Below are 18,161 nucleotides of genomic sequence, written 5' to 3'. Positions count from 1 at the left end.
CCTATTCAATTCTTACTGAACAGCCTAATCCTATTTGAAATTAAGCTGATACACCTCGTCCAAATCTTGATCTGAACTGAAGTTAACTCCCAAATCTGTAACAAATCCAGAATTCAATCCATAAACCCATCCGTGAATAGAAACATCTTGTCCGTTTTTCCAAGCAGACTGCAGAATAGATGTTTTGGCCAAATCAAATACTTGTTCTTTAACATTGATTTCAACAAAAGCATTAAAACGTTCATTTTCATCTTCTATAGCATTTAAATATTTGTCATGCAGACGATAAACATCTTTAATATGGCGAATCCAGTTATCAATAATCCCTATTGAAGCATTACCCATAGCGGCTTTTACACCCCCGCATCCATAATGGCCGCAAACAATAACATGCTTCACTTTTAAAACATTTACTGCGTAATCCAGCACGCTCAACATATTCATATCCGAGTGAATAACCATATTAGCAATGTTTCTGTGAACAAAAACTTCTCCTGGCTTAGCTCCGATTATTTCATTTGCAGGCACGCGGCTGTCAGAACATCCAATCCACAACAATGGCGGTTTTTGCCCCATGGCCAAATCTTTAAAATATTCTGGATCTAAATTCAATTGTTCTTCAACCCACTTTTTATTATTGTCTAATATTTTTTTATAAAAATCGCTCATTTTAGTTTTTTTTTAAAGTTTTATTTGGCTTAAATTATATAAATTGTCTATTCTATATTATTATAAAATTACAAATTAATGTAAAAAATCTTCGTTTACAACCTTTTTTTCGACCATTTCTCTTTTTACAAAATCATAATGATGCTCGATCGATACATGATTTTGAGATTCATTGCTATTCTCTAAATCATACTCCTTTTTAAATCCAATTAATTTCACATTAATATTATCATCTATTGCTCTTATTGTCTTAAATTCATGAATCAAATCCAAAATATCGTGAGCAATGTAAACAGTATCCTTAGCATCAATAACCACTGTGCTATTCTTCGGTATTTTGGCCAAAGTCATTTTGATAGCCGCTTTATTCAAGAAAGATACTTCTTGAGCTAAATCGATATGAATAATATCACCGTCAACATATTCATTCTTTCTAAAACTGTATGCTCTTTTAAGATTCCCTCTCAATATAAAGATAATACAGATTACGATTCCTAAAACTACGCCTTTTAACAAATCTGTAAATACAACTCCTAAAAAAGTAGCGATAAAAGGCAAAAATTGGTATTTTCCATAACTCCAAAAATGTTTGAATGTTGCTGGTTTTGCTAATTTATATCCAACTAAAATTAAAACCGCAGCAAGAGTAGCCAGAGGAATTTTATTCAGTATAAAAGGAATGGACAGCGCACAGACCAATAATAAAACGCCATGAATTATGGCAGATAATTTTGATTTGGCACCTGCTTCATTATTTGCAGATGTACGAACCACAACTGATGTCAATGGCAATCCGCCTATCAATGAACATATAATATTTCCAATCCCCTGTGCTCTTAATTCTACATTTGTATTAGTATATCGCTTGTGCACATCCATTCTGTCTGCTGCTTCAATACACAAAAGAGTTTCTATAGAAGCAACTACCGCAATAGTTACACCCACTACCCAAACTTGTGGATTCAAAAATCCAGCAAAATTTGGCGTCACAATAATTGCTTTAAATTCATCAAATGAAGTTGGTACTGGCAACGAAACTAAATGTTCTTTTTCAATAGCCAATGAACTTCCAGATGAGATAAAAAATTCGTTCAACACTATTCCAACAATTACGGCAACCAATGCGCCAGGGACTAATTTCAGCTTCTTTAAAGCTGGAACTTTATCCCATGCAATCAAAATGGCTATTGAAACTAATGTTATCAATATAGCTCCCAATTGCAGGTGATTTAAAACATTAAAAAGAGCAGAAAAAGTATTATCACCAGTTGTTTGAACAAAGGATTGATCTCCCTCAAAATCGGCATCATAACCAAAAGCATGCGGTAATTGTTTCATAATAATTATGACTCCGATACCGGCTAACATTCCCTCAATAACATTGGTTGGAAAATAATTTGAAATACTTCCTGCTTTTAGCAAACCTAAAGTCAATTGAATGATTCCTGCAATAAAAACAGCGGTTAAAAAGACATCAAACCCTCCCAAAGTGGTTATCGCAGTAAGTATTATAGCAGTTAAACCCGCTGCCGGTCCTGAAACGCTTATTTGGGACTGACTCAAATAACCAACAACAATACCGCCAATTATTCCTGTAATAATTCCAGAAAACAGTGGAGCGCCAGAGGCCATTGCAATTCCCAAACAGAGTGGTAAGGCTACCAAAAAAACTACTAAACCAGAAGCAAAATCTGATTTAAAATGAGCAAAAAGATTTGTATTCTTTGACATAATATAAAGTTATTATAAGATTGATAATTTAGGTTTTCACTACAATATAAATATTGCAATGGAAGACACTTGTTCCGTAAAAAGAAAGTGTCCAAAAAATGAGGCATCATTTTTATTTGCAGTAATACAGCAGTAATAAAAGTCAATTAATCAGATCTGTAAATCTAGAATGGCATGCACAAATAACATTTGCACGCAAATTTTAGTTCCAATTAAAAAACTGAAAAACAATCACATAACTCTAACCTGCTACTTATTATTTGCAATACAATAGCAATCGACTATACAATGATGATAAAAATGGGAAAATTACAACCTGTTTGGAGGAGGAATAAATATAGAGGCATAGTTTAAATCATGCTTCGATAAATTTTCAAAAATGATAAGACCTGACCCTTTTTTTAAGATTAAAAAAGGAATTTCCAAAAAAGTATTGAATGTATAATACTTTATATCATGTTTTAATTCTTCAAAAGAAGAGTTGCTAGAATTTCCGCAAAGACTAGTATTCTCCTTGTCATTTTCCAGACACGCCACAATTGTGGGCGCCACCAGAAAAAAAACAAAAAACAATAATACTATGCTTGCAAAAATTTTCATGTGGGCAAAAATAACGGATAGAACTTGAACAAAAAAATTAGTTTTACAAAATTAATCTAATTTTAACACAAATAAAACAGCCTATATATTATAAAAAACATAGACTGTTCCTATTTTATCTTTTTAAAATCACAAACTCTCTTCTAACCAAGCCTTCATCATCCAGACAGTTTTTTCCTGCACTACTATAAAATCGCTCATCATTGAGTTTGTGCCTTCATCATTAATATCCGAAGCTTTACTTAGAATTTCTCTTTCTATTTTTAATAATAGAGAAAGCGAAGTTACAATCAGCTGAATGCCAGATTCGTCATTAGAAATGTTTTTTCCAACTGGCAATTGATTGAATTTCATATAATCTTCAAAAGTATGCAATGGTCTTCCTCCAAGAGTTAAAACTCTTTCGGCTATCAAATCAATTTTCAATTGTGAGTCGTTATATAGCTCTTCAAATTTCAAATGCAAATCAAAAAAGCGTTTGCCTCTAATATTCCAATGCAATCCTCTCAGACTTTGATAATAAATTTGATAATTAGCCAGCAGCACATTCAATTCTACAATTATAATTTCTGATTCTTCTATTGGTAAACCTATAGTATTTAGTTTCATGCTCTTTGTTTATTTAAATTCTGTTTTTATTTTGATACATCCCTAAAATTACGGCACATATCGCTTCTTTTATTTCCATCAAAATTATCTATTAAAACAAAAAAATAGCTATAAATTAAATTGATTGTTTTTATATTTGCATAAAAATATACTATTTTATGACTATCACACAACTTAAATATGTATTGGCTGTAGCCGAACACAAAAACTTTACGTTAGCCGCCGAAAAATGTTTTGTTACACAACCGACATTGAGTATGCAGATTCAAAAAATTGAGGAAGAGTTGAATATTCAAATTTTCGACCGAACCAAAAAACCAATTCAGCTAACAGACATTGGGCAAAAAATTGTATCTCAAGCCAAAAACATTGTCAATGAAGCAGATAGAATACAAGATATCGTAGAACAGCAAAAAGGATTTATAGGAGGTGAATTCAGACTTGGAATTATCCCGACCATTATGCCTACTTTATTGCCTATGTTCTTGAATAATTTCATCAAAAAATATCCAAAAGTAAAATTAATTATTGAGGAGCTGAATACTGAAGAAATTATTACAAAATTAAAAAATGGAAATCTCGATGCAGCCATTGCCGCAACACCGCTGGAGGATGAAAAAATAAAAGAGATCGTTCTTTACTTTGAACCATTTGTTGCTTACATACCTGAAAATAATGCAGTATTTCAAAAAGAAGAAATTGAAATAGACGATCTCAATATCAATGAAATTTTACTGCTGCAGGACGGGCATTGTTTTAGAGACGGGATTTTGAACTTATGCAAAAACAGAAACGAAACAGGACTTAAGCCTTTCCAAATAGAAAGCGGCAGTTTTGAAACATTAATAAAACTGGCTGATGAAGGATTGGGAACAACATTACTTCCATACCTGCACACATTGGATCTGAAAGAATCTGACAAATCAAAGCTGAGACATTTTAAAGAACCAAAACCAGCCCGTGAGGTAAGTTTAATTTACCCTAAAAGTGAATTAAAAATACAAATTATTGATGCCTTAAGAAGCACAATTGCAGGAGTTGTAAAAGGAGCAATTGTTTTTCAAAATGTCCAAATTGTGAGTCCGCTCTTAAAAAAATAATACAAAAGCAAAAAAGGAACCAAATTGGTTCCTTTTTTATTACTCTCTACCTTAAAATGCATTAAAACGTATAAGGCAATAAGTGCTTTATTGCTTTTTTCAACTATTTTTAAAATGTATAGGATTAAAGCTCACTCTTTCGAGAACCTTTTGCATAATTATAATTAATTACAGATATAACAAAAAGGCATAAATAAATTGAATTAGTAAACAGTTGCAAAATTATCGAAAAAATTCTTTAACTCAAATAAAAACAATCCATAAAAAACAAAATAAACCGACGAATAGCGTATTTTATAATTTTATTGTAAGTTATTTACTCTTTTCACTAAGAATTGTCCAATAAAAAATAAATCCATAAAAAAAGAATCATTTTATTGATTCATCTTATATTATGAATTTACAATTAGCAAACATTGCTTTAATTCTGGTTTCTCAATAATGAAATCAAACAGCCACTCTCTTAATTGATCCAATTCAAAAGGCAACAGTGTTCTAATAGCTTTTTCTAATTCTTTGCAGAAAAGTACTGGGTCAAAACTCACTCTTTCTAACACTGACTTTGTATAATCAAACATTATTTTAGACATAATAAATTAAGATTTTTGGGGTTATATCTTGATTTTAACGTGATGTAAAAATACATTTTTTTTCAAATACGATTATCTTTTTTAACACATAAATATGCAAAATATATCGATTTCGTCCCAAATTCCAATAATCATAAGGCTTTTAAAAAATCATTTTCTGGCTCTGAACATTTCTCTTTTCCCTGGAGGACCTGCAAGTTTTTCGACAGTAAACCCAGCCTCCATCATATTTCTTTTAATAACGCCCCTTGCTGCATAAGTGACTAATACAGAGTTGTTTTTAAGCGACTTAAACATTCTTTCAAATACCGAAACGCTCCATAATTCAGGCTGAACACGATATCCGAAAGCATCAAAATAAATTAAATCAAACTTTTCAATATCATCAATATCTTCAAAAAACTGTTTTCTTTTGGTCAAAGAAAAATTTTCAGACAAATCATTTTTTTCTTCCCAATTTAAGGCATGCATTTTATCAAAAACCGTTTTATGATCTAATGCATCGAGTTCCTTTGGATAATTCATAGATAGCAGTTCCTCTTCAGAAATTGGGTATGCCTCCACTCCAACATAATCTATTGTCTGCCCTAACTCTTCAGCTTCCAAATATGTTATAAAAGCATTCAAGCCTGTTCCAAAACCAATTTCCAAAATAGAGACTTTTTGATTAGGAAATAAAGCCAGCCCATTTTTAATAAATACATGTTTAGCTTCTTGTATCGCTCCATGCTTAGAATGGTAACATTCATCCCATTCTTTTATATGAATCGTTGTAGAACCATCGGATGTGTGGATAATTTCTCTTTCCAAAGTATTGTTTTTGAGTTATTATAGCATTTCATCGCACTATATTGCTTTCAAAATTAAATAAAAGAATTTCTTATCGTTATCTAAAAACCATATTTTTTATATATTCCACAGAATTTAACACCTTTTTTTAAATAAAATTATACAATAAATAAATCACAGTTAAAGACCATAATTAATGATTTTTTGATAACTATTTATCTGATTTTTATTTAATTTTGCAATCAACAATAAAAGGACGCAGAAAATTTTCTCTACTGTAGCCCATTTATTAACTAAACGATCTTTTTTTTAATATATTAAGCAATAATTATGAGTACCACTCAAACTAACAAAATTGAAACAATAAAAGCTGCTACTACAAAAATAAATGATGTTGACTTTGATCATTTAAGCTTTGGAGCTGTATTTACAGATCATTTATTAGAATGCGATTACATCAATGGAGAATGGCAACAACCTGTCATTAAGCCTTATGCACCGCTTTTACTTGATCCGTCGGCAAAAGTGTTTCATTATGGCCAAGCCATTTTTGAAGGTATGAAAGCTTACAAAGATGACAACAATGACATTTGGCTTTTTAGACCAGATGAAAATTACAAACGCTTTAATGCTTCAGCAGTGCGTATGGCTATGCCGGAAATTCCTGAATTTGTTTTCATTGAAGGATTAAAACAATTATTAAAATTAGACGAAGCTTGGGTAAAAAATGGAAATGGAAGTACTATGTACATTAGACCTTTCATGATTGCTACTGGAGCTGGAGTTGTTGCAAATCCATCTGAAGATTATAAATTCATGATATTATTATCTCCTGCAAAAGCATATTATTCTGGAGAAGTAAAAGTATTGATCGCAGAACATTACAGCAGAGCTGCAAACGGAGGTATTGGTGCTGCAAAAGCTGCCGGTAACTATGCTTCGCAATTCTACCCAACTACATTGGCCAACAAAGAAGGATTCCAACAAGTAATTTGGACTGATGATGCCACACACACCAAACTTGAGGAAGCAGGTACAATGAATGTGTTTTTTAGAATAAATGATACTTTATTGACTGCACCTGTTAGTGAAAGAATCCTAGATGGTATCACAAGAAAAAGTCTTATCGATATGGCCAAAAAAGAAGGAATCACAGTAGAGATTCGTCCTGTATTGGTTTCTGAATTGGTAGAAGCCTCTCAGAATGGAACTTTAAAAGAAATTTTTGGAGCTGGTACCGCGGCTGTTGTAAACCCAATTGCGGGTTATTCCTATAAAGAGATTTATTATGAATTACCAAAAATCGAAAACTCTTTTGCTTCTTTATTGAAAGAGAAATTAACAAATCTTCAAAACAAGCTAACAGAAGATACATTTGGTTGGACTGTTAAAATATAGTTTACAATTTAAACTTCACAAAAAATCCCAATTGTTATAGACAATTGGGATTTTTTTTATCCACATTTTGATATCAACTGCACGAAAAGAAAAAATCAGCTACAAAAGAATTTTAGAAAAATCTGGTTTGAAATAGTTTGGTCCCTTCATTACTTTCCCGTCTTCTCTATAAATTGGATTTCCGTCTTCACCTAATTTGCTCATATTAGAACGCTGAATTTCATCAAAAACTTCCTCAATTTTATGCTGTAGTCCATGTTCAATAATAGTCCCGCAAAGAATATACATCATATCGCCCAGAGCATCGGCAATTTCTACCAGGTCATTATTCTTGACAGCTTCAAGATATTCTTCATTCTCTTCTTTCATTAAGTTATAGCGGAGTTCTTTTTTACTGTCACCCAAGTCTGCGATTGGAGTTTCGCTATGTCCTATTCTGAATGCTGTATGAAATTCCTTAACAGCGCTGATTTGTTTTTGCATCCTTTATAATTATTGATTTGAAACGGAAAATTAACAACTATTTCTAAACTATTACCTAAATTTACAGAAAATTTTTCAAACATGTTCAGTCAAGGTCAATTAATATTTGCGCTCTGTTTTTTTATCGCTTTTGTCATAACAATGATATTTGCTTATCGAAAAGATGCCAACTTACATAAAGTTTTTTACAAAGGAAATTATAAAATCTTAATTGGTTTCTTGATATTTATTGGACTTTTATTCGTCATCAAAATTTATTTTAAACATTAATTTCGAAAAGATGCTAAAATTCTGAGATACTAAGTTTCTATGTTTTTTAAAATAAAGCCTTATGCTTCGCAAAAAAAAACGCCCAACATCACTGTGGGCGTTTCTGGTTTTATAAAATCAATCTTTTTAATTTTCTAAAGGCAGAAAACTATATTTTTTAGAATATTGCAGCATTTGTTCTTCAAATGTTTTAGGCTGTTCTACAGCTATTGAGATGATTTCTCCTTTAGCATTTAACTTTGGAACCAAAACAGGATTCACAAAACCGCTATATGGAGCGTCAGGAAACTGTTTATTGCGTTCTAAAATTTCGGCATGCAGTTTTTGATCCACTTTTACGCCATAGTTTTCTACCAATGCTTTTCCGGCTTCAAAAACACCTTCAGATTTAATTCGCTGCACTTCTTTCAATAATTGCCCAAATAAATCATGCAGTTTATCATAATCGGTAATATTAAAATAAGTTTTACCGTTGCGCGTAATCTTTTCGATAACATTATCATTTTTACCTTTTTCAAAAACCCAAGCACTTACCCATTGACGGTTTCTCATGTGAGCTTCCTCTATATTTGCACCTAATTCTAAACGCACTAATTGTGTTATTAATCCATTTCGAATATAACTATCATAACACTGCATCCCTAATTCTTTCCAATTGTCAACCAATCCAATTTCTTGAATTTTTGGGCTGTATAAATAGTATAAGCCTACTAAGTCTGCCCTTCCTTCTTCTAGTGTCGAAGCATAATTTTTCAATGTTTCTTTTGGAGTCCCAACACCTGGATTTATTTGTCCTGATGCATGACCAACAACTTCATGCAACGAAGTGTGCAGTTTGCTTCCTAGTTCACCATACTTTTCCGCCAATCTGATTTCCTCAGCATCATTAGCAAATTCCTGTAATCTGCCTTTTCCTCCTGCTTTAGAGTAAGCATCAATAATATTCCCAAGAGAAACTGATTTAGAACCATGCTCGGCACGAATCCAATCTGCATTTGGTAAATTCACCCCGATTGGCGTGCTTGGTGATGAATCTCCAGATTCACCAGCAACAACTACCGTTTTATAAGAGACACCCACAACCTTTTTCTTTTTATGCTCTGGTGCCAATGGAGAATTATCCTCAAACCATTGTGCATTATTAGAAACTACTTCCATTTTTTTGGACATATCAAAATCCTTAATCTGAACAATTCCCTCATAAGAGCCTCTGTATCCTAACGGATCATTATACACTTCTATAAAACTGTTGATATAATCAATATTTCCTTCGGTAGCCTGCAACCAAGCAATATTATAATCATCCCATGTTTTAAGATCTCCCGTTTTATAATATTTAATCAAAAGACCAATTGCATCGGCTTGTTTTTTATTTTCAGCAACTTTTTGAGCTTTTCCCAGCCAAAAAACAATTTTATCAATTGCTGCTCCATACATACCCCCGCTTTTCCAAACTTTTTCTTCCAATTGGCCATTTGCATTGCGGACCAATTTAGAATTCAAACCAAAAGAATATGGCTTTTTAGGATCCGGGCTCTTTTTATTGGCATAAAATGCTTCAACTTCTTTTTGGCTGATTCCCTTATCATAAAAATTAATTGCAGAACCTTCAAGTAATCCTTTTGCAGCATCGAGATTTACTTTTTTAGAATCAACATCATTAAATAAAATGGCAACAATATCAGGAGATAATGCAGTTTTAGTATCTGCTAACAAAGTATTGAAATAAGTCATCGAAAAATCGGGCTTAATTTTATCATTTGAATAATGATGATGGATACCATTAGAGAACCAAACTCTTTTTAAGTAAATTTCAAAATTTTTCCAATCGGTATTCTTTTTATCTCCTTTGTAATTTTGATATATATTTTCTAATGCTTTTCTGATTTTTAAATTATATTTATAATGCTGATCCCACATTATATCACGCCCGGAATTTCCTGCTTGCGTAAGATAATAAACTAACTCCTTCTCTTTCAAGCTAAGATTTTCCCAACCTGGAATTTGATACCGCAAAACTTTAATATCCGAGAACTGTTCTACAAAAAAATCAAAAGGAGCATTTTCATCCAGCTTTGCTGTTGCTTTTTTATCATTTTGCGCATTACTGACAGCTGAAACCGCAAAAGTCATGAAAAGAACTATAATTTTAACTAATTTCATTTTTATTTTTTTTAGATGTTAAACAAATAAATACATAACAAATATACATATTCTTTAAACAAACAATAAAAACAAAGCTCATAATAATTATTAATTTACACATTTCTCAACTTTCAATAACATAATTCTGAAATGCAGTCACAATATTGCAAACTCATTTGAAGTTTTAAATTATTGTAACAGCATTTTTCCATACACTAAACAACAATTCCACTGAATCATTTTAACATTTTATGAATTGATGTTGTAGTATAATTAATTTAATTTCTAACTTTACAGCAGTAAAAACATTGAATCCATTATGAGAATTATTAAATATCTTTTTCTTTTATTTCTATTAAGCCTTGTTGCGCTTACAATATATATTGCAACACAAAAAGGGAATTTTACAGTAGAAAGCAGTAAAGTAATTAATTCTCCAAAGGCTGCCGTTTTTAACTATGTCAATGATTATAAAAACTGGCCAAAATTTAGCTCTTGGATTTCCGAAGACGCATCTGCAAAACCCTCATTTTCTCCTTCAACTATAGGCCGGGGAAGTTCACTTACTTGGGAAGGAAACAAAGATATTGGCACTATTCAGACTTTATATACTAAGGGGAATGACAGCATTGTGCAGAAAATGGAATTTAACGAAACTTCCTCGAATGTATATTGGAGTTTCAAAGACACTGTAGGCGGAACAAAAGTAATCTGGAAATCAGTTGGTAAAATGGATTTTATGCTAAAAGTAAGTACCTTTTTTAACGTAGGTACAAAAAACACTTTATCTAAAATCTATGATAAGTCCTTAGCAAATCTTGATAAAACACTTGATTTTGAAAACTCTGCTTTTAGCGTAAAAATAAATGGCATCGTAAAAAAACTGGAAACCTATTATTTAAGACAATCATTCACAAGTAAAATATCTAATATTACTAAAAATGCAAATGCTGTTTTTCCAAAAATTATTACTTTTTGCAAACAAAATAATATTAGCCAAAATGGAAAGCCTTTTATTATTTACCATACTTACGATACTATCAACGATTTGACCAGAGTTTCTTTTTGCATCCCTATAAAAGAACAAATTTTTACTAGTGAAGGAAGCGAAATATTATCGGGAAAATTGGTTGCTTTTGAAGCATTAAAAACAAGTTTAACTGGAAATTACACTTATAAAAATAAAGCACTCGCCGAAACGGCAGCGTATGCAACGGCTAAAAACATCCTGACTGGCAGTACATTTTCGCATTTAGAAATTTTTACCAAAGGCAAAAATGAAAATCTAAGCCCTTCAAAATGGCTAACAGAAATATATTTCCCAATAACACCAAAAGTTATAGCGCCGCCTAAGGTATATCAAAAAGCAGTAAAAGACAGCCTAGCTCCTCAGCATAACACAAAAAAACAGGATAACGAATTTGATTTTTAATTAAATTCAGATTAAACCTTTTCTGTTTATTCGCATCAAAGTTTAAAAATAAAACAAATTGCAGGACGAAAAGGAATTTATTTTTAGTCTATTGAATCCTCAAACGCAAAATCAGGCGTTTCAAAGACTCATGCAAGATTATCAAAAACCGTTATATAATCATGTCCGAAATATTGTTTTAAGTCATGATGATGCCGATGATGTTCTGCAAAACACTTTTGTAAAAGTATTTCAAAATTTAAAAAGCTTTAAAGGTGAAAGCAAATTATTTACTTGGATGTATCGCATTGCAACCAATGAAGCTTTGACTTTTTTAAATCAAAAAGCTAAAAAAAGCGGCATATCATCTGTCGAATTAAAAAATAAAGCGATTGATAACCTGAAAGCTGATATTTATTTTGACGGGAATGAAATTCAAATCAAATTACAAAAAGCAATTGCCCAATTACCCGAAAAACAGCAATTAGTTTTTAAAATGAAATATTTTGAAGATTTAAAATACGAAGAAATGTCTGAAATATTAGGAACATCGGTAGGTGCATTAAAAGCATCTTATCATCATGCAATAAAAAAAATAGAAGCTTTTGTAACAACTAATTAAACCTTTGTTAAAAAAACAAGTCCAATACACATTATGAAATGACAAGAAAAATATTTGATAGCATCAAAAAAACGAAAAACTGTTATTAAATTCTCTATTTCATTTAAAAAAAATTACCACATGACACCATTTAAATTAGATAACGAACCAAAAATAGAATCAGGTTTTAAAACTCCTGACAACTACTTTGAAAATTTCCAAGCAACATTAATTGAAAAATTAACTAATGAACCAATTGCTAAGGAAACAAAAGTTATATCTATTTTTAGAAAAAGAAAAACAGTTCTTTTGGCTGTTGCTGCGGTTTTTACAATTGCATTAATGATTCCAATATTATATCAATCATACTCAAAAAGCAAAGATCTTGACTCAACAACTATCGAAAACTATTTAACTGAAGAAGGACATATAAATCAAGACGAAATAATAAGCGAAATTGAACCTGAAAGCAATATTATTATTCTGGACACAAAAGAAATAGAAACTCAAACATTAGAAGACATGCTGGCTTCAAACCCTAACATTGAAAATCTTGTAATTGAAAATTAAACTCAAAATTCTGTACAAATAAATATACTCAAAACATAAAAATCATGGACTTAAAAAAAATATTCCCTATACTTTTTCTGTTTTTATCTTTTAATTTTTATGCCCAAAGCGAAAATTTTAAAGATAAAAAAGAACAAATCAGAGCAATGAAAGTTGCATTTTTCACTACTGAACTTGATCTAACTCCAAGCGAAGCTGAAAAATTCTGGCCTCTCTACAATACTTTTGATGACAAACAATTTGAATTAAGACATCAAAAAATGAAAAATTATTTTAAAAGAATGCAAGGTGACAATCTCGCTAAATTATCCGAGAAAGATGCTAGTGCACTTTTAGATCAAATTCAAGATAATGAAGAAGATTTATACAACTTACGAAAAAAATTCATGATAAATCTAAAAGATGTACTTCCTTCTATTAAAATTTTAAAATTAAAAAAAGCAGAAGAAGATTTCAACAGAAAACTTTTGCAACAATATAAAGACAAAGGTCCTAACAAATAATTTGGTTATTAATTCAGAAACTCCCGTTTTATAATAGATTTATAAAACGGGAGTTTTTATTTAAAACGAATACGAATCATTTTGTTCCGTCCAGCGGCAATAGCAGTAGTTTTATTGATAAACCTGATCGTATATAAACTCGGATCCTGACTAAATTGCACCCAATTAACACCGCCATCTGAAGAATAATGCAATCCAGATGCTCCAACAGCAATGATCCCCATACCTTTACTTTTAGGAACATACTGAACACAAGAAGCATATCCAAATCCTTTATTATTGGCTATAAGTTTCCATATTTTCCCTCCGTTATCTGTTACTGCTTTATTATCAAAATTCTGATTTGGGATTTCATAATTTCCTCCCGCAGCAAAACCATTTTTTTCATCATAAAAATCAGCTGTAAATATTCCAGTCATTTGTTTCCCCTGAACAATCGGAGTTTCATCACTGTTCCAGGAATTTCCTTTATCTGGGGAATAAAAAACTCTGGCTTTTTTCCCTCCCGAAACAATCCAAGTGCCTTTACCTTTAATAACAATATTTGTATTACTAGCTGCAAAATGAGCTTCCCCCTCAAAAACTTCTGGAAGTTTGCTTTCTGAAATTTTATTCCAAGTAAAGCCACCGTCAATTGTTTTTAATACGCAAAGGTGATTAGTCAAAGGATCTCCTATTGCAATTCCTTCCTTATTATTCCAAAACTGCATACTATCATAAAAAACCTTTTCATTTCGTTCCTGATAGACTAATTTAATACTTTTCCCGTTTTTACTTACTTGATATAACAAAGCAGGATTAGCCACGCTAAGCAAGTATATATGATTATCTGTTTTGGCAATACTTCTAAATTCTATTTTTAGTGTATCCTCAACTACAGTGTTTTCAAATTTTTCATTGATTTTTAAATCATAAAACCCAAACCTGTTTTTATCACCTGCATACCAAACTTTACCGTTATCCACTACAATTGCCCTTATACTGATTTTATCTTGGAAAAGAGTATCTATTTGAACTGCATGAAAATCTGTTGCATCAATTTTATTTTTATTTAAATCCTGAGCTGAAACAAAATGCAATACACTAATAAACAAGAAACTAACAAATATTTTAAACCTCATAACTTACTGTTTTTAATAAAATATATAAATTTATTTAAAATCCATTGCCAAGGAAACATATTTCTGGCACAATTGTTGTTTACATAATTACACAAATCAATTAATTTAAAAAGCCATGAAAACCAAAATACAATTAGCCGCAATTATTGCTACTTTTTTTGCCTTTCAAATGAACGCACAAAATAGAACTACAATAAACGCCATGAACTCAGATATTAGCGATAATCTTGATTTAACAGCCGTATCTTCTATTTTTGGAGAATCTCAAAACTTAAATGACTTTGAGAGACGCTTAAATGATCCTAAACTTCAAATTTCAAATTTAGACTTAAATAACGATAATCAAGTAGACTATTTAAGAGTAATAGAATCTGTAGAAAACAATACTCACATAATTATAATCCAATCAATACTTGGCCGTGATTTATATCAAGATGTCGCTACAATAGAAGTTGAAAGAGACCGAAGCAATAAAATTTCAATTCAAATTGTAGGAAACTCATTTATTTATGGGCAAAACTATATTTACGAGCCTCAATATTGCATAACTCCACAAATTTATGCATCATTTTGGACAAGTTATTACCGTCCATATTATTCATCTTGGACATGGAATTTTTATCCAAATTTCTATGTTGCATGGAACCCATATTCCGTTTTCAGATACAGACAAAATGTTTATGGTTGTGTAAATTATCGCAACACTTATAATTATGTAAATTACAGAAGATGCTACCGTGCACCGGCAATTTATACATCATATAGCTGTAACAGTTATGAAAGAAGACATCCTGAGTATGCTTTTTCAAACAGAAACAGTAACTATTCAAACCATTATGAATTAAATCAAAGAAGATACAGCAGTGGTAACAGAAATGAAGTTTCTTATTCAAGAAATAATCCTGGTTACAATAACTCTCAAAGAGAATATTCTCAAAACAGAGCAAGCTATTCAAGAGGTACAAATAAACCAATGATTGAATATCAAAAGGATTACTCACAAAACAGAACTAATTCTCCAGGAGCAGTAGGCGTTCAAAGAACTGAATATCAAAGAGATTATAGCCAAAACAGAGAGAATACTTCTAGAGAAAATTATACTCAAAAAGATTATTCTCAAAATATGACCGGTTCATCAAGAGAAAACAATGTTCAAAGAGTACAGCCTCAAAGAGATTATTCTCAAAACAGAAACAGTACTCCAAGAGAAAACAATTATCAAAATATGAATAACTCTCCAAGAGAAAACAATACGCAAAGAGAACAGCCTCAAAGAGACTATTCCCAAAACAGAAACAGTACTCCAAGAGAAAACGGCACCCAAAGATCTGAATCACAAAGAAGTAACGAATATACTTCCAGAGGTGGTGGCAGAAGAATCTAAAATAAATATAAAAACTGCAAAAGAGGCTTAATATTAACATATTAGGCCTCTTTTATTATTTTAATAAATAAGTCCTTTTTTTCTATTGAAAAATAGTAAATTTGACCAGTTTTTATAAAAATATTAGATGAGCGCAACGCACAAAGACCTCCATAGTAAATTAACTCTGGGAGGTTTATTAATTTCTTTAGGAATTATTTATGGAGATATTGGTACTTCTCCATTATATGTAATGAAAGCCATACTTGGCGAATATATTATTAATACCGATGTCGTTTTAGGAGGTGTATCCTGTGTATTTTGGACATTAACACTGCAAACAACAATTAAGTACGTACTTATCACATTAAGTGCTGATAATCATGGAGAAGGAGGAATATTTGCCTTATATGCCCTGGTTAAAAAAACAAAAATTAAATGGCTCATTGTCCCAGCAATCATAGGAGGAAGTGCCTTGCTTGCAGATGGAATCATTACCCCGCCCATCTCGGTTTCTTCGGCTGTAGAGGGTATGAGGAGTTATTTTCCGCAGATCAATACCGTCCCGATAGTTATTGGAATTTTAGTCGTATTATTTACTATTCAGCAATTTGGAACCAAATTAGTTGGAAAGTTTTTCGCTCCAATGATGCTAATTTGGTTTGGAATGCTTGCAATATTAGGCATCAGCCAAATCTCATTGCACCCAGAAGTTTTTAAAGCTATAAATCCATACTATGCATACCATTTATTATCAATTCACCCAGAAGGCTTTTTTGTATTAGGGTTTGTTTTCCTATGTACCACTGGAGCCGAAGCATTATATTCTGATATGGGGCATTGTGGGAGAAAAAACATTAGAATAAGCTGGCTTTTTGTAAAATCAGCATTGGTTTTAAATTATTTTGGGCAAGCAGCTTATCTAATACACCATGAAGGCGTTACCCTGCAGGCATTAGGCGGTGATTTTGCCAATCCTTTTTATTTAATAATGCCATTATGGTTCAAGCCTTTCGGAATTGTAATCGCAACTGTTGCCACTGTAATTGCCTCTCAAGCCCTTATTTCTGGTTCCTTTACTTTAATCAATGAAGCAATGCGATTGAGTTTTTGGCCAAAAGTTAAAATCAAATATCCTACGGAATTGAAAGGTCAATTATACATTCCTTCAATAAACTGGCTGCTTCTTATTGGCTGTATTGGAATTGTACTCCATTTTGAAGAATCCAGCAATATGGAACATGCTTATGGCTTAGCTATTATTTTATGCATGATAATGACTACCGTTTTATTGAACTACTATTTAATAATGAAACGAGTAAAATGGTACTTTTTTGTTCCATTAATCACAATTTACCTTAGTATTGAATTGAGTTTCCTTGCTGCAAATATTACCAAATTTGCAGAGGGCGGTTACGTAACTCTTTTTATAGCCATGATGCTTATTGGCGTAATGACGATTTGGTACAGAGCCAAACAAATTAATAAAAGCTATACTAAATTTGTAAAAATTGATGAATATAAAAAAGTACTAAGCGAACTAAGTGCCGATTTATCAATTCCAAAATACGCTACCCATTTGGTTTACATGACTAATGCCAACCGCAGTGATGAAATAGAAGAGAAAGTAATGTTTTCTATTCTGCAAAAAAGACCTAAAAGAGCTGATATATATTGGTTTGTTCACGTAAATATTTTATCTGAACCATATAAAACAGAATACAAAGTAAGAGAAATCCTTAAAGACGATTTATATAGAGTAGATTTTAACCTAGGATTTAGAGAGCCCACCAAAATAAACCTAATGTTTAGAGAAGTTATCAAAGACATGGTTAAAAATGGTGAAGTAGACATTACCAGCAGATATGAATCCCTAAACAAAAACAATATTATTGGAGATTTTAAATTCGTATTATCTGAGAAATTCTTATCTAACGACAGTGATTTATTATGGCATGAAAAACTGATAATGAACTCCTATTTCTTTATTAAAAAATTAAGTTTATCAGAAGAAAGTGCTTTTGGTCTGGACAGCAGTTCAGTAAAAATAGAAAAATTCCCAATGGTGCTTCATCCGCCAGAGAAAATCGAACTAACTAGAATTTTCGTTAAAAACTAAAAACATTCTAAAAACACTGTCTCAAAACAGTGTTTTTTTTTGAATACAATATAAAATATAGTTTTTGACCAATAAATAGTACCTTTGCA

The 18,161-nt window shown here is 31.5% G+C and carries 17 protein-coding genes; 9 read left to right on the top strand and 8 right to left on the bottom strand.

All coding sequences use genetic code 11. From position 1 onward, the window contains the following. Nucleotides 1–30: 30 nt before the first annotated feature. The 3 genes from can to AC1DVP_RS01135 all read right to left on the bottom strand — a co-directional run bounded on the left by can (nt 31) and on the right by AC1DVP_RS01135 (nt 3,609). Nucleotides 31–669: a carbonate dehydratase gene (gene can, locus AC1DVP_RS01145; RefSeq protein WP_477181721.1), complete on the bottom strand. Its 639-nt coding sequence runs from the start codon at nt 667–669 to the stop codon at nt 31–33. Between the two features lie 75 nt (nt 670–744). Next, the gene (locus AC1DVP_RS01140) at nt 745–2,400 is read right to left on the bottom strand and encodes a SulP family inorganic anion transporter (protein WP_477181720.1); all 1,656 of its coding nucleotides are present in this window, start codon (nt 2,398–2,400) and stop codon (nt 745–747) included. A 729-nt stretch (nt 2,401–3,129) separates the two neighbouring features. Beyond that, nucleotides 3,130–3,609: a Dps family protein gene (locus AC1DVP_RS01135; protein ID WP_477181719.1), complete on the bottom strand. Its 480-nt coding sequence runs from the start codon at nt 3,607–3,609 to the stop codon at nt 3,130–3,132. A gap of 158 nt (nt 3,610–3,767) precedes the next feature. Between AC1DVP_RS01135 and AC1DVP_RS01130 the strand changes: the two genes are divergently transcribed. Next, entirely contained in the window at nt 3,768–4,709 is a 942-nt protein-coding gene (locus AC1DVP_RS01130; protein ID WP_477181718.1) for a LysR substrate-binding domain-containing protein, read from the top strand. 392 nt (nt 4,710–5,101) lie between these two features. On the opposite strand, the gene AC1DVP_RS01125 is transcribed toward AC1DVP_RS01130, so the two are convergent. After that, a complete protein-coding gene (locus AC1DVP_RS01125) occupies nt 5,102–5,299 on the bottom strand; it encodes a hypothetical protein (RefSeq protein WP_477181717.1) in 198 nt (65 codons plus the stop codon). A gap of 150 nt (nt 5,300–5,449) precedes the next feature. Then, nucleotides 5,450–6,109, bottom strand: coding sequence for a tRNA (5-methylaminomethyl-2-thiouridine)(34)-methyltransferase MnmC2 (gene mnmC2 / locus AC1DVP_RS01120; RefSeq protein ID WP_477181716.1), 660 nt, complete (start codon nt 6,107–6,109; stop codon nt 5,450–5,452). Nucleotides 6,110–6,418: 309 nt separating this feature from the next. On the opposite strand from mnmC2, the gene AC1DVP_RS01115 reads away from it, so the two are divergent. Continuing rightward, nucleotides 6,419–7,486: a branched-chain amino acid aminotransferase gene (locus AC1DVP_RS01115; protein ID WP_477181715.1), complete on the top strand. Its 1,068-nt coding sequence runs from the start codon at nt 6,419–6,421 to the stop codon at nt 7,484–7,486. A gap of 99 nt (nt 7,487–7,585) precedes the next feature. Here the strand turns inward: AC1DVP_RS01115 and AC1DVP_RS01110 are convergent, their stop codons facing one another. Continuing rightward, nucleotides 7,586–7,969: a pyrophosphohydrolase domain-containing protein gene (locus tag AC1DVP_RS01110; protein ID WP_477181714.1), complete on the bottom strand. Its 384-nt coding sequence runs from the start codon at nt 7,967–7,969 to the stop codon at nt 7,586–7,588. An 81-nt stretch (nt 7,970–8,050) separates the two neighbouring features. Between AC1DVP_RS01110 and AC1DVP_RS01105 the strand changes: the two genes are divergently transcribed. Beyond that, on the top strand, nt 8,051–8,239 hold the full coding sequence (locus AC1DVP_RS01105; protein ID WP_477181713.1) for a hypothetical protein: 189 nt from the start codon (nt 8,051–8,053) through the stop codon (nt 8,237–8,239). Nucleotides 8,240–8,365: 126 nt separating this feature from the next. Here AC1DVP_RS01105 and AC1DVP_RS01100 read toward each other — a convergent pair whose 3' ends face one another. Then, nucleotides 8,366–10,402, bottom strand: a complete 2,037-nt coding sequence (locus tag AC1DVP_RS01100; protein ID WP_477181712.1) for a dipeptidyl-peptidase 3 family protein — start codon at nt 10,400–10,402, stop codon at nt 8,366–8,368. A gap of 301 nt (nt 10,403–10,703) precedes the next feature. Here AC1DVP_RS01100 and AC1DVP_RS01095 point away from each other — a divergent pair, with 301 nt between their 5' ends. The 4 genes from AC1DVP_RS01095 to AC1DVP_RS01080 all read left to right on the top strand — a co-directional run bounded on the left by AC1DVP_RS01095 (nt 10,704) and on the right by AC1DVP_RS01080 (nt 13,469). Further along, nucleotides 10,704–11,816, top strand: a complete 1,113-nt coding sequence (locus tag AC1DVP_RS01095; protein ID WP_477181711.1) for an SRPBCC family protein — start codon at nt 10,704–10,706, stop codon at nt 11,814–11,816. Between the two features lie 58 nt (nt 11,817–11,874). Further along, on the top strand, nt 11,875–12,417 hold the full coding sequence (locus AC1DVP_RS01090; RefSeq protein WP_477181710.1) for an RNA polymerase sigma factor: 543 nt from the start codon (nt 11,875–11,877) through the stop codon (nt 12,415–12,417). 120 nt (nt 12,418–12,537) lie between these two features. After that, nucleotides 12,538–12,966: a hypothetical protein gene (locus AC1DVP_RS01085; RefSeq protein ID WP_477181709.1), complete on the top strand. Its 429-nt coding sequence runs from the start codon at nt 12,538–12,540 to the stop codon at nt 12,964–12,966. A gap of 44 nt (nt 12,967–13,010) precedes the next feature. Beyond that, nucleotides 13,011–13,469 (top strand): sensor of ECF-type sigma factor, encoded by a 459-nt coding sequence (locus AC1DVP_RS01080; protein WP_477181708.1) that lies wholly within the window; start codon nt 13,011–13,013, stop codon nt 13,467–13,469. A gap of 56 nt (nt 13,470–13,525) precedes the next feature. On the opposite strand, the gene AC1DVP_RS01075 is transcribed toward AC1DVP_RS01080, so the two are convergent. Continuing rightward, nucleotides 13,526–14,590: a WD40/YVTN/BNR-like repeat-containing protein gene (locus AC1DVP_RS01075; RefSeq protein ID WP_477181707.1), complete on the bottom strand. Its 1,065-nt coding sequence runs from the start codon at nt 14,588–14,590 to the stop codon at nt 13,526–13,528. A 115-nt stretch (nt 14,591–14,705) separates the two neighbouring features. On the opposite strand from AC1DVP_RS01075, the gene AC1DVP_RS01070 reads away from it, so the two are divergent. Continuing rightward, nucleotides 14,706–15,974, top strand: a complete 1,269-nt coding sequence (locus AC1DVP_RS01070) for a hypothetical protein (RefSeq protein WP_477181706.1) — start codon at nt 14,706–14,708, stop codon at nt 15,972–15,974. 127 nt (nt 15,975–16,101) lie between these two features. Then, nucleotides 16,102–18,072: a KUP/HAK/KT family potassium transporter gene (locus tag AC1DVP_RS01065; RefSeq protein WP_477181705.1), complete on the top strand. Its 1,971-nt coding sequence runs from the start codon at nt 16,102–16,104 to the stop codon at nt 18,070–18,072. Nucleotides 18,073–18,161 lie beyond the last annotated feature (89 nt).

The sequence above is a fragment of the Flavobacterium sp. P3_A6 genome (genome assembly GCF_056403035.1).
The sequence above is the reverse complement of the archived record's forward strand: the minus strand, read 5'-3'. Positions and strand labels throughout refer to the sequence as shown.